This is a genomic window from Gluconobacter morbifer G707, from assembly GCF_000234355.1.
GTDB classification, from domain to species: Bacteria; Pseudomonadota; Alphaproteobacteria; order Acetobacterales; family Acetobacteraceae; genus Gluconobacter; species Gluconobacter morbifer.
Window position 1 is genome coordinate 39,120 of the sequence record NZ_AGQV01000007.1, and the last position, 15,590, is coordinate 54,709.

General features: G+C 62.1%; 15 protein-coding genes. 9 read left to right on the forward strand and 6 right to left on the reverse strand.

Going from position 1 to position 15,590, the window contains the following annotated elements; all coding sequences use genetic code 11:
* The first annotated feature begins 244 nt into the window (after positions 1-244).
* From GMO_RS09835 to GMO_RS09845, 3 genes are all read left to right on the forward strand, one after another.
* The gene (locus GMO_RS09835) at positions 245-2,671 is read left to right on the forward strand and encodes a glucose/quinate/shikimate family membrane-bound PQQ-dependent dehydrogenase (RefSeq protein ID WP_008852239.1); all 2,427 of its coding nucleotides are present in this window, start codon (positions 245-247) and stop codon (positions 2,669-2,671) included.
* A 129-nt stretch (positions 2,672-2,800) separates the two neighbouring features.
* Positions 2,801-3,445: an energy transducer TonB gene (locus tag GMO_RS09840; RefSeq protein WP_139064432.1), complete on the forward strand. Its 645-nt coding sequence runs from the start codon at positions 2,801-2,803 to the stop codon at positions 3,443-3,445.
* A gap of 74 nt (positions 3,446-3,519) precedes the next feature.
* Positions 3,520-3,804, forward strand: a complete 285-nt coding sequence (locus tag GMO_RS09845; protein WP_008852242.1) for a hypothetical protein — start codon at positions 3,520-3,522, stop codon at positions 3,802-3,804.
* Positions 3,805-3,869: 65 nt separating this feature from the next.
* On the opposite strand, the gene GMO_RS09850 is transcribed toward GMO_RS09845, so the two are convergent.
* From GMO_RS09850 to GMO_RS09870, 5 genes are read right to left on the reverse strand one after another with little or no spacing between them, the layout of a single operon-like run.
* Entirely contained in the window at positions 3,870-4,304 is a 435-nt protein-coding gene (locus GMO_RS09850; RefSeq protein ID WP_008852243.1) for a SufE family protein, read from the reverse strand.
* A gap of 17 nt (positions 4,305-4,321) precedes the next feature.
* Positions 4,322-5,638 carry an ATP-dependent protease ATPase subunit HslU gene (gene hslU, locus GMO_RS09855; protein WP_008852244.1) on the reverse strand — a complete coding sequence of 439 codons (1,317 nt, stop codon included), beginning with the start codon at positions 5,636-5,638 and terminating at the stop codon, positions 4,322-4,324.
* Positions 5,638-6,216 (reverse strand): ATP-dependent protease subunit HslV, encoded by a 579-nt coding sequence (hslV, locus tag GMO_RS09860; protein WP_008852245.1) that lies wholly within the window; start codon positions 6,214-6,216, stop codon positions 5,638-5,640. Before hslV ends, hslU begins: the two co-directional genes overlap by 1 nt.
* A gap of 48 nt (positions 6,217-6,264) precedes the next feature.
* Positions 6,265-8,217 carry an ATP-binding response regulator gene (locus GMO_RS09865; protein ID WP_008852246.1) on the reverse strand — a complete coding sequence of 651 codons (1,953 nt, stop codon included), beginning with the start codon at positions 8,215-8,217 and terminating at the stop codon, positions 6,265-6,267.
* Positions 8,214-10,034 (reverse strand): ATP-binding protein, encoded by a 1,821-nt coding sequence (locus tag GMO_RS09870; RefSeq protein ID WP_008852247.1) that lies wholly within the window; start codon positions 10,032-10,034, stop codon positions 8,214-8,216. Before GMO_RS09870 ends, GMO_RS09865 begins: the two co-directional genes overlap by 4 nt.
* Positions 10,035-10,153: 119 nt before the next feature.
* On the opposite strand from GMO_RS09870, the gene GMO_RS09875 reads away from it, so the two are divergent.
* Positions 10,154-10,564 (forward strand): hypothetical protein, encoded by a 411-nt coding sequence (locus GMO_RS09875; protein WP_008852248.1) that lies wholly within the window; start codon positions 10,154-10,156, stop codon positions 10,562-10,564.
* A gap of 6 nt (positions 10,565-10,570) precedes the next feature.
* Here GMO_RS09875 and GMO_RS09880 read toward each other — a convergent pair whose 3' ends face one another.
* Positions 10,571-11,068, reverse strand: a complete 498-nt coding sequence (locus tag GMO_RS09880) for a zinc-ribbon domain-containing protein (protein ID WP_008852249.1) — start codon at positions 11,066-11,068, stop codon at positions 10,571-10,573.
* A gap of 122 nt (positions 11,069-11,190) precedes the next feature.
* Here GMO_RS09880 and GMO_RS09885 point away from each other — a divergent pair, with 122 nt between their 5' ends.
* The 5 genes from GMO_RS09885 to GMO_RS09910 all read left to right on the forward strand — a co-directional run bounded on the left by GMO_RS09885 (position 11,191) and on the right by GMO_RS09910 (position 15,520).
* Positions 11,191-11,877, forward strand: a complete 687-nt coding sequence (locus GMO_RS09885) for a cell division ATP-binding protein FtsE (protein ID WP_040509084.1) — start codon at positions 11,191-11,193, stop codon at positions 11,875-11,877.
* Entirely contained in the window at positions 11,874-12,782 is a 909-nt protein-coding gene (locus GMO_RS09890) for a cell division protein FtsX (RefSeq protein WP_008852251.1), read from the forward strand. Before GMO_RS09885 ends, GMO_RS09890 begins: the two co-directional genes overlap by 4 nt.
* Positions 12,779-13,372, forward strand: a complete 594-nt coding sequence (locus GMO_RS09895; protein ID WP_008852252.1) for a YdcF family protein — start codon at positions 12,779-12,781, stop codon at positions 13,370-13,372. Before GMO_RS09890 ends, GMO_RS09895 begins: the two co-directional genes overlap by 4 nt.
* Positions 13,373-13,428: 56 nt before the next feature.
* On the forward strand, positions 13,429-14,178 hold the full coding sequence (locus GMO_RS09900) for a lysophospholipid acyltransferase family protein (protein WP_040509087.1): 750 nt from the start codon (positions 13,429-13,431) through the stop codon (positions 14,176-14,178).
* A gap of 259 nt (positions 14,179-14,437) precedes the next feature.
* Entirely contained in the window at positions 14,438-15,520 is a 1,083-nt protein-coding gene (locus GMO_RS09910; protein ID WP_040509093.1) for a DUF2125 domain-containing protein, read from the forward strand.
* Positions 15,521-15,590 lie beyond the last annotated feature (70 nt).

The window sequence follows — 15,590 nt, forward strand, 5'->3', positions numbered from 1 at the left end:
ACCAAGAGCCCGGACGCGTGCGTGGAGCGGCGTCCTTATCGCACCCGCCCCCTTTCTACAAGCGCTTTATTTTCTTGAACGCGCAAGCAGAAGACCGCCCTTTGCTCAAGTCACGAGGACGTGAATCACCTCACAGTGACGTGAGCAAAGTGAACCTTCGGACATCTTGACCCCCCGTAGTCTTCGGGTGCTTTCTCCATGAGGTCAAAAATGCTGCACCTGAAACAACAGCTCTAGGAAAACAATGAGCATTCTATCCCGGCCAGGGCTATGGTCCCTGATAACGGCCGCGGTCTTCGCGCTCTGCGGCGCGATCCTGACCATCGGAGGCGCATGGGCCGCCTCTGTAGGCGGCCCTCTGTATTATGTCATCCTGGGTCTGGCGCTTCTCGCCACCGCCTTCCTGTCCTGGCGGCAGAACCCAGCGGCATTCCAGCTCTTCGCAGTCGTGGTGTTCGGAACCGTCATCTGGGAACTGACAACCGTCGGTCTGGATGTCTGGAGCCTGATCCCCCGCTCCGACATTGTCATCATCCTCGGCATCTGGCTGCTGCTGCCTTTCGTGGCACGTCAGATCGGTGGCAACCGTCCGGCAACACTGCCCCTGGCCGGCTCCGTCGGCATCGCCATCCTGACGCTGCTCGTGTCCCTCTTCATGGACCCGCACGACATCAGCGGCAAACTGCCGACCCAGATCGTCAATGCCGCTCCCGCCGATGGTGACAACGTCCCTCCCGGCGAATGGCATTCCTATGGTCGCACACAGGCCGGCGACCGCTGGTCCCCCCTGACCCAGATCAACTCGTCCAACGTTCATAATCTCAAGGTGGCATGGCACATCCACACGCGGGATCTGATGACGACGAACGATCCGGGCGAGACGACCAACGAAGCCACCCCGATCGAGTTCGACAACACCCTTTACCTCTGCTCCCTGCACCAGAAGCTGTTCGCAGTCGACGGCGAGACGGGCAAGGTCAAGTGGACGTTCGATCCGCATCTCCAGATCAACCCGGGCTTCCAGCATCTGACCTGCCGCGGCGTCAGCTATCATGAGACGGCAGCCGGCGCGACGGACACTGACGGCAACCCGGCTCCGACGGACTGCGCCAAGCGCATCATCCTTCCGGTCAATGACGGACGCCTGGTGGAAGTCGATGCAGCAACGGGCCTGAAGTGCAAGGGCTTCGGCAACGACGGTGAAATCGACCTCCGCGTTCCGAACCAGCCTTACACGACGCTTGGCCAGTACGAGCCGACCTCCCCGCCGGTCGTCACGGACAGGCTGATCATCGCCAATGGCGCGGTGACGGATAACGGTTCCATCAAGCAGGCTTCCGGCGCAACGCAGGCCTTCGACGTCTACACCGGCAAGCGCGTCTGGGTGTTCGATGCCTCCAACCCGGACCCGAACCAGCTTCCGGATGACCAGCACCCGGTCTTCCATCCGAACTCCCCCAATTCCTGGATCGTCTCGTCCTACGACAAGAACCTGAACCTCGTTTACATCCCGATGGGTGTGGGAACGCCGGATCAGTGGGGCGGAGACCGGACGAAGGAATCCGAGCGCTATGCTCCGGGCGTGATCGCCCTGAACGCAGACACAGGCAAGCTCGCCTGGTTCTACCAGACTGTTCATCATGACCTGTGGGACATGGATCTGGCCTCCCAGGTCAGCCTGGTGGACATCAAGACCAAGGATGGCACGACCGTTCCGGCGCTGTATGCTCCGGCCAAGACGGGTGACATCTTCGTTCTCGACCGCCGCACGGGTGAACCTGTCGTTCCGGCTCCCGAAACGCCTGTTCCGGGTGGCGCAGCACCGGGTGACCACACCAGCCCGACCCAGCCGATGTCGCAGCTGACCCTGCGTCCGAAGAACCCGCTGAACGACTCCGACATCTGGGGCGGCACGATCTTCGACCAGATGTTCTGCAGCATCTACTTCCATTCCCTGCGCTATGAAGGCCCCTTCACGCCGCCGTCCCTCAAGGGCACGCTGGTGTTCCCGGGCGATCTGGGCATGTTCGAATGGGGTGGACTGGCCGTCGATCCGCAGCGTCAGGTGGCATTTGCCAACCCGATCTCCCTGCCGTTCGTCTCCCGTCTGGTTCCGCGCGGACCGAACAACCCGCTGTGGCCGTCCAAGGACGCAAAGGGCTCTGGTGGCGAAACCGGTCTGCAGCATAACTACGGCATCCCCTACGGCATCGACCTGCATCCGTTCCTAGACCCGGTCCTGCTGCCGTTCGGCATCAAGATGCCCTGCCGTACGCCGCCCTGGGGCTATGTCGCCGGCATCGACCTGCGCAGCAACAAGGTCGTCTGGCAGCATCGTAACGGTACGCTGCGTGACTCCATGTACGGAAGCTCCCTGCCGATCCCGCTGCCGCCGATCAAGATCGGTGTCCCCAGCCTCGGTGGCCCGCTCTCCACGGCAGGCAACCTGGCGTTCCTGACGGCATCCATGGATTACTACATCCGTGCGTATGACCTGACCTCGGGCAAGGTCCTGTGGCAGGACCGTCTGCCAGCCGGTGCACAGGCAACGCCAATGACCTATGCGGTCAACGGCAAGCAGTACATCGTCACCTATGCAGGCGGACACAACTCCTTCCCGACCCGTCTGGGCGACGACCTCATCGCCTATGCCCTGCCGGATCAGAAATGATCTGACAGTCCTGTTGGTGCAGTAAGGGAAAAGGGATGCTCTCGGGCATCCCTTTTTTCGTTTCCGCTTTACAGGCCTCATCCGTTACTGAAAGTTACATTTCCTTCTGCGCATTCCGGAGACCCGCCCATGAAAAGGCACCTGCTTCTCATCATGACCGCCTTTTCGTTTCTGCCCGTCCCGTCCCGGAGCGCGGATCAGTCCCTCGGCGCCATGATGGACCCCCATCACTCCCGCGCCGCGATCTATCCCCCTGCGGAAATGGTCCAGCGCCGGAGTGGAGAAGCAAAGATCGGCTGCACAATTACGGAAACGGTCGATGCCGAAAACTGCCGCGTTCTGAGCGCAACCGCACCGGACTTCGGCCTGGCAGGTCTTTATGCGGTGCTGGCGTCAAAATTCCTGCCTGCTTACAGGAACGGCCAGCCGGTCAGCATCCCGTGGGAAAAGACCTTCAGCTTCCACGTCTCCCCGCACACAGACGTCCCGGTTCTCGACAAAAATCACACCCGTCTGCCCATCTATCCAGCCAGTATCGAAAAAGGGAACATTCAGGGCAAGATCAACGTTACATGCGAGATCGATCAGACGGGGGTTGCTCATGACTGTACAAGTCAGGATGTCCCTGAACCCCTGCGGGTCGTCGCTATCGCCTACTTTACACAGGCCCGGTACTACCCGGCCCTTCGGAACGGGAGTCCCGTTACAGCCCCTTTCCACGGCTCCATCAACTGGAGCGCAGCCCATCCCGATGATCAGGATGGCTTCCGCTGAACCTCATACGGAAGACAGTCAGCCCTGGCAGTCTCCCGCCCGGACCTGTCCTACTACTTCATGGAGAAGACATCATGACATTGCGTAAAGCCGCCATTGCCACGCTTGCACTGCTCGCTGTCGGCGGGCAGGTCGCTCACGCCAGATCAACGCCCTGCCGCGACAGCCACGGACGTTACACGAGCTGCACGGCCCCGCAGAAAAACAAACCCTGCCGTGACCGGGAAGGCAAGTTCACCAAATGCCCGCCGCCCGTTTCCGGCCAGCCCCCTGCCGAGGGACCGCCGCCGTCCGCCGCTCCTCCGGTCGGCATGACGACAGGCACCATCCCGAACCCGCCCAAGTCGAACCCGAACTGACATAAAAAAACCCCCGCCAGACTGTCTGGCGGGGGTTTTTGCTGCAGGGTCCGTGCAACCGTTATTCAGATCGAAGCCCGCTTGCGGATCGCCTGCGCCATAGCCTCGACGCCATTGCCCCGATTGGTGGACAGAGCCTTGACCAGCCCCATGTCATGCAGAAAAGACGGGCTGGTCTGAAGAATTTCCTCTCTGGACCGCCCGGAATAAACCCGCAGCAGAAGCCCCACCAGCCCCTGGACAATGGCGGCATCGGATGCGCCGGCAAAGAACAGCTTCCCGTCCCGTTCCTCCGCTTCGAGCCACACCTGACTCTGGCATCCGGGAACACGGTGAACGTCGTCCTGCCACTCTTCGGGAAAGGACGGCAGTTTGCGCCCCATCTCGATAATGTACTGATACCGCTCCATCCAGTCGTCAAACAGACCCAGTTCCGCCTCGATTTCCTCAATGGCGGCCGCAGCCGTATCCTCCTGGGGAACAGAAAAGGCATCATTCACAGTAAAGGGACCTCCGGTTACAGGATAAAGCGGCTCAGATCGCCCTTGCGGGCCAGTGGCGCCACCCTGTCACGAACGTCCTCCGCCGTCACCCGCACCGTCTCACCTTTCCGCTCCGAAGCGGAAAAAGACGTATCTTCCAGCAACCGCTCCAGCACTGTCGCCAGACGCCGCGCCCCGATATTCTCGACACGCTCGTTGATGTCCGCCGCAAGCTCCGCCAGAGCGTCCACCGCATCATCGCTGAATTCCAGCGTGACCCCCTCGGTTTCCATCAGGCTGGCATACTGCTTGAGAAGGGAATGTTCCGGCTCAAGCAGGATACGCCTGAGATCATCGCGGGTCAGTCCGGAAAGCTCCACCCTGATCGGCAGCCGCCCCTGAAGTTCGGGAAGAAGATCGGACGGCTTGGCGATATGGAAAGCACCGGACGCAATGAAGAGAATATGATCCGTTTTCACCGGACCATATTTCGTACTGACGGTCGTTCCTTCGATCAGGGGCAGCAGATCGCGCTGAACACCCTCACGGGACACATCCCCGCTGCGCATCCCCTGCTCCGACGTCGCACAGACCTTGTCGATCTCGTCAAGGAAAACGATGCCATGATCCTGCGTATGCCGGATGGCCTCCTGCTTGATGGATTCATCATCCAGGAACCTGTCCGCCTCTTCCCGGATCAGCAGCTCACGGGCAACCGCAACCGTCAGCTTCCTGCGGCTGGGACCACGGTTCATAAAGCCCTTCATCATTTCACTGAAATTGATGACCTGCCCGGGCTGCATTCCCGGCATATCACCCGCCCCGCGCGAAGCCTGCGGATCAGGCGCGATCTGGATTTCAATTTCCTTGTCTTCCAGCTTCCCTTCCCGAAGCATCTGGCGGAACTTCGTCTTCGTATCAGCCGAAGACGTCTCACCGGCCAGAGCATCCACCAGACGGTTTTCCGCGGCCTCTTCCGCTTTTTCCTGAACATCCTTGCGCTTCGTATCGCGCAGCATGGTCAGCGAGACCTCGACCAGATCCCGCACGATACTGTCCACATCCCGGCCGACATAACCGACCTCGGTAAACTTGGTCGCCTCGACCTTCAGGAACGGAGACTGCGCCAGTCTGGCCAGACGACGCGCAATCTCCGTTTTGCCGCAGCCCGTGGGGCCAATCATGAGAATGTTCTTGGGAACCACTTCCTCACGCATGGCATCCGGAAGCCGGGACCGGCGCCAGCGGTTGCGCATCGCAATGGCCACCGCCCGCTTGGCGTCCGTCTGTCCGATGATGTAGCGATCCAGTTCCGCGACGATGTCGCGCGGAGAGAAATTGGGCACATCCATTAGTGGTCCTCCTCTCCTAGGGTTTCCAGCGTGACGGAATAGTTGGTGTAAACGCAGATATCGCCTGCGATCTTCATGGCCCGGCGTGCAATCTCCGCCGCGCTCAGCCCGTCCACGTCAATCAGGGCACGCGCCGCCGAAAGGGCGTAATTCCCACCTGAGCCAATGGCAACAAGACCATCCTCAGGCTCCAGAACGTCGCCATTCCCCGTCAGCGTGAAGGAACGGTGCTCATCCGCAACCGCCAGCATGGCTTCCAGGCGGCGCAGATAGCGGTCCGTACGCCAGTCCTTGGCAAGCTCTACACAGGCGCGTTCAAGCTGCCCGGGATAACGCTCGAGTTTGCTTTCAAGCCGTTCCAGCAGCGTGAAAGCATCCGCTGTCGCTCCGGCAAAGCCCGCCAGGATATTGTTGGACGGACCAATACGCCGGACCTTCCGCGCATTGCCCTTGATGACGGTCGGCCCAAGCGAGACCTGCCCGTCGCCCGCCATCGCGACCTGGGAGCCACGCCGCACACAGAGAATGGTCGTACCATGCCAGCCGACCGGATCATGAGGGTTCGTTTGGTAAGACATCCTGAGAAGATGGGAACGTCCCGCCGCACGACAAGAGGGCTTCCCCTCTCAGCCCGGTCTGAGGGAAGACTGTTTCGACAGTGTAGCGCCAATGGCGGAGCGGAGCCCCGCCTGCGTGAACGGCTTGGACAGCAGCAGCGCATTATCCGGCATCGTCACGTCTCCCGTATAACCGCTGATGAACAGGACTTTCAGTCCCGGCAGCCTTTCCCGAAGCGCCTGCGCACAGGCAACCCCGTCCTGACCCGGCATCCGCATGTCGATAATGGCCAGATCAAAGGTTTCCCCCGCCGCAACATAGGCCAGGGCCTTTTCAAGGGACTCAGCCGTCAGGACATGATGGCCGTCCTGCCTGAGAAAACCTTCCGTCACCAGACGGACAGACGCCTCATCGTCAATGACAAGGATTTTCAGAGGCCCGGCGGACACCGCAACATCGTGCGGCTGAACGGGTAGCCCGTCTGCCTGCACCTCCGCCTCCCTGAGCAGGACCGGCAGGATCAGGGTCATGCTCGTCCCCTTGCCCGGAACACTGTCCACTTCCACATTGCCGTAGCTGCGGCTCAGGAAGCCATAAACACTCGACAGCCCAAGCCCCGTCCCGCGTCCGACATCCTTCGTGGTGAAGAACGGATCAAAAATCCTGGCCAGAACTTCCGGGGACATCCCTTCCCCCGTATCGCGTACCTCAACCGCAACCGCGATATCTTCCGAACACTGGGACGGCAGTCTCGCCAGTGCCTGCGGCACCACACGCGCACTCACATGCACGCTTCCTCCCGCAGGCATGGCATCGCGGGCATTCACGCACAGGTTGAGAAGAGCCATCTCAAGCTGGTCAGGATCAGACCAGATCATCGGCAGGGTTTCAGGAACATCATCCAGAAAGAGCGTGCAGCCCGGCTCATGCGCCGCAGTGCTGCGCTTCTTGAGCCCCTGACGCAGCAGGTCTTTCAGCCCGGGCAGAAGTCGCTGAAGCGATACAGGCCCCAGCCTGGCTTCCCGGGGCCGTCCGAACTGAAGCAGCCGCCGCGTCAGAACCGCCCCACGCTGCGCGGACTCGGCCGCATTGCGCAGAAGCGCCAGACCCTGCCCGTCCAAATCCCCCAGATCTTCCAGCAGCTCGAGCGACCCCGAAATCGCCGCCAGCAGATTATTGAAATCATGCGCAATGCCACCGGCCAGCGTCCCGAGCGACTGGAGCTTGTCCGCCTGCCGCAACCGTCCTTCCATCATGACGCGGTTCGTCACGTCCCGGTCCATGCTGACCTGCCAGGCCTGCGCGGAAGAGGCTCCACGTGGCCACGCCAGCGCAAGACGACTGATCTCGTGCCAGCGCGTAACCGTGCCGCCCTTGCCATCCGGAAGCGTCTCGGCGATCAGGCGTTCCTCGCTGCCCCGCTTCCGGACATCCTCGCGCATGGCCGCCACATCATCACGCAGGGCGGCCGGGAAATGGGTCAGTTCGTCGGCTGCTTCCGGCGCGGATTCATCGAGAACATTGCTCCGGATGCAGCGCCCGTCCGCTGTGGAGAAGACAAGCCGGATCGGCAGCGCCTCCATCAGCCCGCGCAGAAGCGCCTGCTCCGTCTGAAGAGCGCGCTGTGCCAGACAGTGACTCGTCACTTCACCAACAAGAGACCGCAGGGCATCCGCATCCCACGGCTTGTGTACATAAGCCTGGACCTGCCCCTGATTGAGAGCCGAAACGACCGCATCCAGATCAGCATATCCCGTCAGCAGAATACTCCGGGCGTCGGAAATGGCCCGGGCCTTCGTCAGAAGCTGGTCACCCGTCAGACCCGGCATCCGCTGGTCAGAAATGATGGTGGCAACGTCAGGATACTCGCGCAGGAGGTCCAGCGCATGAAGCGGGTCCGTTGTGGACAGGATTTCGTACTGGTCCTCCAGCAGATCCGTCAGCGCAACAAGGATTTCCTCTTCATCGTCAACCAGCAGGATACGCGGGCGCTTCGGCCCCTTGGCACTCCAGAACGTCATGACGGACGCCCTATCGCCACCGGTCCATCCTCCGTCATGCGCACAGGCAACGACAGGCGGAAACAGGCCCCCACACCCCGTCCGTCCGGTAGGTTGGCGTCCGTAACCTCGACCATCCCGTCATGCGCTTCCATCACGCTATAGGCGATGGCCAGCCCGAGCCCCGTCCCGGTCCCGACAGGCTTGGTCGTGAAGAACGGATCGAAAATCCGGTTTCGCAGTTCCGGAGGCAGGCCCGGCCCGTCGTCACTGACCGTAATCTCATACCGGTTATCTTCCAGACGTGAGGCAATCACGATCTTTCCTTCTGCCGTCTTACCGTTATCAGACAGATCCGCCAGCGCATCGGCGGCATTCGAGATGATGTTCATGACCCCCTGGTTCATCAGGGCCGGCTGGCAGACCAGTTCCGCCGGAGCCTCAAGATGCCGCTCGATGGTAATGCCCGGCCCGATCTTGTGCGCCAGAAGCGCCAGCGCCGTATCCAGCGCAGCCGGAACATCCACCTTCTGGAATGAACTTTCGTCCAGCCGCGAGAATCGCCGCAGACTCAAAACAAGGTTCTGGATCCGCTGAAGCCCCAGCTTCATGGATTCCAGCCGAGACACACCCTTGTCCATAAGGGCCTCCGCCTCGGGCGGCCAGTCCAGGGATTTCAGATGACGCAGCGTCCGCCCCACCGTATCGGCATGACCGATCGTAAAGGCGAGCGGATTGTTGATCTCATGCGCGATCCCTGCCACCAGTTCACCAAGCGAAGCCATCTTGGCCGTCTGGACCAGCTTGGACTGCGCCTGAAGAAGCTGCTCGTTCGTGCGGGCCAGTTCCGTATTGGCCTGCGCCAGCGCTTCCGCCATCTCGGCCTTGGCACGGGCGGCTTCCAGCGTCAGGGCATTCTGCTGCCGCTCGATTTCCTGCTGGCGGAACTCGTCCTGCGCCATCCGTCTCTGCGCCAGCGTGCGGATGCGCAGGGCCAGTGCTTCAAGAGCGATGTCACTGGGCACCAGATCATCGATCCCCGCCTCGAAGAATTCCCCCGAAGACTGCCGCCGGAAACGCGACGCCTCAACGATTCCAAGGGTCCGGAACGGAATCCCGCCCGCCTCCAGGACAGCCTGCCGCCGCGCATCCAGCAGGCGGCAGAATTTCAGATCCTCTTCCTCGTTATGCAGCTCCAGAACCAGACAGTCGGGACCGTCCGCGCCACGCAGCCACCCCCCCTCGATCAGATCGTCTGACCGCTCGATGGACGTCACGGTATGGCCGTCCCGCCAGAGCAGTTCTCCCAGCGTCGTTTCCGGCACATCTTCCGGTGTGTCGTCCTCGTCCTCATCCTCGCGCGGGGAATTGACGATCACGATCCGCGCACGCCGCAGACGGGAGGCCTCGTCCACCTGAAGAAGCTCCGGCCCTTCCCGGAGCAGCGCCCGCATCCGCAGGACCATCAGGTCCGGATGGGCGGATTTGGAAATATAGGCGTCCGCGCCACTCTCCAGCCCCTCCCGCTCCAGACCGGGCGAGGCATCCTCCGTCAGCATCAGGATCGGGATCGTGCGCGTCAGGGCATCCAGCCTCAGACGCCGGGCAAGCTGCCCACCCGTCATTCCCGGCAGTTCGGAACAGACCACCACAAGATCGGGCATCGTCTCCTCGATCGTGCCCAGCGCGACCTCCCCGCTGACGGTACACGTCACCGCGAACCCTTCCTTCAGAAGGACCTCACAGATGCGCTGCGCATGTCCGTCTTCGGGTTCGACCAGCATCACACGAGGCGTTGCCGGCGCCGGAAGGGCAAATTCAGGATCAGGAAACGACATGATGATACAGGAAAGTTTGCATTGACGATCTCTTGCAGCTAGTCCCAAGCGTAATGTTCGTCCGATTTCCAAGAGGCGAAAACTAACTCCCGTTGCCGGACCACTGGAAGCCATATCTCATGGACATGCAGCCCCCTTCCCATATCACGGACCGCCTCCTGAATACCCGTGATGACGGTAAAATATCCTTTTCGACGGGAAACATGATCCGCGCGGCGATCTGGTCGGTCTGCTATTTCGCATTCTATTTTGCCCAGCAGGTCGCGGAACTCCTGGCTCCCCTCCTCCTGATCATCGGCATCGGCTGGGCATTGCTGCCCCATCTGGTGCAGGCTATCACGACCACCGCCGCCTCTGCCGATCCGCAGGCGCGTGACGTCATGAACCACGTCGCCGGCACCCTGCCCACACAGATCCAGATCGGCAGTCACCTCCTGACCCCGGGCTCCCTGATCTTCGACGGCTTCCTGCTCATGGCCGTCGCCGCGGCAGGCGCCACGCTCTCCGCGCTGGCCGCCCGCAACATGTAAATCCTTTCAGGGTGAGACCGTATGGCCGATCCCTGCAAAGAGCTGCACCAACACCGGCCCTTTCCAGTGCCAGAACGCAAGGCTTCCTCCGCCGACGAGAGCCAGACTCACGCCCCACGCCGCCATCCAGGCCGTCAGGGTGCCCAGAGGCCCGCTCCCGGAGGAAACCGCTCCCTTTTCCGCAGAATGTGAGTGCAGCAGCCCATGCCGCCGCCCCGTATCCCGCAGGGACATTGTCTTTGTCGCCTGCGAGACCGGAGAAGGACTGCCCTCAACCGGCTGTTCCATTTCCGGTGACGACGGCCCGTTCCCGACAGCCTCTTCAGGCTGGACCTCCGGAGCAGCGAAAACCGGATTTTCCGCCGCCTCCTCCCCTGCGGAACGGGGCACGGATTCCAGTGTCCAGCTATCCCCGCAATTGGCACAGCGCAGTCTGGTCGCCCGCTCCACCATCGCTTCCGGCACTTCGAAAACGGCATGGCAGTGAGGGCACTCGATACGCATTCAACCAATCCTTCGACAGACCGCCCTTATCCGGCATAGCCTGAGTTCGTATGATGGTCTGTATGGCTGCCATACCCTTAAAGAACGGTTAAAAATTCCAGAATGTTTTCGATGTGCCCTCCATGATCCGTCTTCGTGACGTCTCGATGATGCCAGCCGGTGTCGGGCAGCCCGTCCTCCGCGGCCTGACCCTGTCCGTACCACAGGGCGAATTCCGCTGGCTCTTGGGTCCTTCAGGTGCGGGGAAATCAAGTTTCCTGCGGCTTCTGACCCTCGGCACACGCCCGGCATCCGGCCAGATGGACATTCTCGGCATCCCCGTCACCGGCGCGCGACGCCGGACCCTGCGCGACCTGCGCCGGCGAATCGGTTTTGTCCCGCAGGACTACCGCCTGATCGGGGAATGGTCGGTCTTCAACAACGTCGCCCTTCCCCTGCGGCTGCGCGGTGTCGGAGAACGCGACGTGCGGCGTGAGACCTTCGCCGTTCTGGAATGGCTGGATGTCGGCCGCCTCGCCGATGCCCGTCCCGGCGCCCTCTCGGGCGGAGAACAGCAGCGCGTGGCCATCGCCCGTGCCCTGATCGGCCGGCCGGATCTGCTTCTGGCGGACGAACCGACCAACGCGCTGGAAGATTCACAGGCTAGACGCCTCCTCTCAACCTTTCAGGAACTCATCGAACTCGGCACCACCGTCATCGTCGCCACCCATAACGAGGTCCTGGTCCGGGATGCCCCCGCCCCGGCCATCAGACTGCGGGACGGCACCCTCGACAGGCAGAGTTTCGAAACCGCGCAGGCACCCGCATGAGCGGCCCCGTTTCTCCCGGCCTCCGCTCTGGCAGCCTGCCCGTTCTGGTCGCCCTGATGACCCTTCTTGCCGGTCTGGCCCTCGCCGGGCTGAACGGCGTCCAGACACTGACCCGCGGCTGGTCACAGGCCGCCCGCAGCGCAGCCACCATCGAAATCCCGGACGACACCCCCCAGCGTTCCGAACGCACTGCCAGGCTTGTCCAGCAGCTGCGCGCCCTGCCCGCCGTCCTGAAAGTGCAGCAGCTTTCCCCGGAGGATGTGCGGAAAATGCTTGCCCCCTGGCTGGGGCAGCCCGCCGATACCCGTCAGTCCCTGCCGGGCCTGACGCTTCCATCCGTCCTGATCGTCGCTCATCAGCCGGGGCTGGATCTCGGCAGGACCGTCCATGACGCACTGCCCGAAGCCAGCGTGGAGGAAGATCTCCGCTGGAGCAGACGGCTGGAGCGACTGGGCGCCAGTCTGGTCGGCTGCGCCTGGCTTTCCGTCTCCCTCATCGCCGCCATCGCCGTCCTGTCGATCGGCATGACCGTCCGCCGCTCCGTCTCCGCTCAGCGCAAGGCGGTCGAGATCGTCCATTCTCTTGGCGCCTCCGACGGCACGATCTCAGGACGCATTGCCCTGCGGGCCGCATGGCTGTCCTTCGCAGGCGGACTGGCCGGTCTGGTCCTCCTGACACCGGTCATCACCCTTCTGGCCAATACACTGGCGCCATTCACGACATTCACATCCACAGGGACATCACCCCCGCTGCTTCCCGTAACGCTCGCGGGCTGCCGCGCCAGCCTGAACGTCCTGCCGCAGTCCCTGCTGCACAATCTGGTCGCCCTGCCGGTCCTGGGTGCCTTTCTGGCCTGGATCACCGCACAGATGGTCGTGCTTGTCTGGCTCCGGCGGCTGCCATGAAACGCGGGCTTTCCGCCCTGATGATTGTGGGAGCCCTGTGGCTGGCAGGCTTCCTCTGGTTCACGCATGATGCCCGCCGCCCAGCCGACACGCCCGCCCTGTGCGACGGTATCGTCGCCCTGACGGGCGGCCTGTTCCGGATCGATACATCCATCAGCCTCCTGAAAGAGGGCTATGGCCGTCAGCTTCTGATTTCCGGCGTGGCCCCCCACGTCACCCTGAAACATCTCTCCCAGCACCAGCCGGACCCGCTCCCGCCCGAGCTGAAAAACCAGATCACACTGGGCAAGCGCGCCATCACCACCATCGGCAACGCCTACGAGACGGCGGACTGGGCACACACCAACCATTTCCGTCGCCTCCTGATCGTCACCGCCGGCTATCACATCCGCCGCGCCATGCTGGAACTTCACCGCATCGCCCCGGATCTGGTGCTGGTCCCCTATCCCGTCCTGCCTCCGGCCCTTCAGGCTCCCCTCTCACGTCAGACGCTGTTCCTGCTGTTCAAGGAATACAACAAACTCCTGGGTGCGGAACTCGCCACCCTGACGGGCCTGCCAGACGGACGCAGCGGCCTGACGTCCCCCTGACCACCCTGCGACAGCCCTTGTGCATCGCCCGGTTTTCTGGTGTGCAGAACCCCATGATGAGCATTCTGCGCGGCCTGCTGTTCAACCTGTACCTTCTCCTCCTGACCCTGATCATGGGGATCGGCGCCCTTCCGATCCGCCTGATGAAACGTCGGGCCCTCGCCCTCCGGTATGCGAAACTCTGGTCCCGCGCGGTCCTGGCCGGCTTCGAGCATCTCTGCGGCGTCCGGATCCGGATCAGCGGAACGGAGAACCTGCCTCCCGGCCCCTGCCTGATCGCCTCCCAGCACCAGTCGTTTTTTGATGGCTTTGTCTGGATGAACCTGGTGCCGCTGCCCGCCTACATCATCAAGACCGAACTGACGAAAATCCCGCTGGTCGGACCAATGCTCCTCCTCAGCGGCATGATCCCGGTCGAACGCAGCGCCGGCTCCAAAGCCCTGCGGAACATGATGAAAGCCACACAGGACGCCCATGCCGCAGGCCGCCAGATCATCATTTTCCCCGAAGGCACCCGCACCCTGCCGGGCGAACGCCAGTCCATCCAGCCGGGCATCATCGCACTGGCCCGTCAGGCCGGGGTGCCGGTTGTGCCGGTCGCCACCAATTCAGGCCTCTTCTGGGACCGCTCCCCCTGGCGCAAACATCCCGGTACGCTCGATGTAGTCATCGGCACGCCCCTACCCGCCGTAAAGGGCCGTGAAGGATTTACCAAAGCTCTGGACAAGGCGTGGGATGATCTGTGCGCAAGTCACAACCTTCCCCGTGACCCTGTGGATAACTCTGTGGACCCGGAAATCGGCTGAACATCATGTCAAGGGGGTATTTTCTCCGTTCACCCCTGCAGCGGAAAAGCACATCCTCCAGGAACTTCGCCCCTCCTGAACAGGAACGGCTGTTTTCTGCTGTTTTTCAGAAAAACCAGACCTCCGGAACGGCCCTTCCCCAGCGGAATATCTTTTCCCCAGCCCGCTTTTTCCACCGGAAAGATGTCTTATCCGCACTGGGGATAAAATACACAGCCTCTCGACCTGTCCCCAGATGGCGTCCGGAAAGTCCGCCCCAATGAAGCTTCCATCCTTTACTGTCCGTTACAGACGCATCCTGCCTGTAATCGGAACCAGCATTACAGTGCTCGCCATTCTGAATACCTTGTGCTGGCTTCTGATGGAACGCAGGCTGGAGCACACCCTGTCACAAGCCGAAGCCCTGGCCCGACAGAATGGCTGGACAACGACTCACGCCACACCACACCGCCGCGGCTGGCCGATCGGAGCATGGCTTGAGGTTTCAAACCCCACCCTCCTCCACCCCAAAAGCACGCAAGCCCCCTACGACGCAGGCTGGACAGGACAGACCCTTGTCCTCGGCGGAGGATGGTGGTCCTTCGCTGGACAGGCCCTCCTAGTCACGCTGGAAGGACGCCACGCCGCCAGACTCTCCGGCCCTGACGGACACGGAACCCTTCTAGGACAGAATATCCACCTTCGCCTTTCCCCCCACGGACTGTCCGGTTTCCGCGCCCCCGAACTCCGCATTGCCCTGTCCTTTCCGACGGTGGAACAGACCCTTCTGCTTCATGCCCTCTCCGGACAGGTTCTGGTCGCGCCCCACGCCAGAGCCGACGCCACCCGATTCGGCGTCACAGCGCATGCCCGGGACATGACCGGGCTGACATTCCCCTTCGGCTATGCGCCACCCCTCCATGAAATCTCGCTTGCCCTTGCCCTGTCCGGACCGGCAACAGCGAAAACAGACTCCTTTTTCCTGCCGAGCGGTTATTCCGATCTCCGGGTTCAGAACGCCGCCGCCTCTTTCTATTCCACGCCTGACAGCAGCCGGATCACCGTTTCAGGACGGCTGGCCCTTCCAGCCCTCACCGGCGATCTGACCGCCACACTCCAGCACTGGCATGAGCTGGGCCGTCAGCTTCTGTCCGTGCCGGCCATCCGCAGCCAGATCCCGCCTGCCATGCTGCCGGACCTCGAAAAGGCCACTCAGGACACGAAAGATAAAACCACGGGAAAAGGCCGGTCACTCACGGTGTCCTTCCCCGTCCTGAACGGACGTCCCGTGGTGGAAAACGCCCTTCTTTTCCCGTTGCTAACGCAGAAATTTTCCATCCCCACCCAGCCCGTTCCGCACTGACTGCTTTTTAGCCCATGTCAAAAAGCAGCCATATTTCCTAGAACTTTCACGGTCTGAAATCGTTACAGGC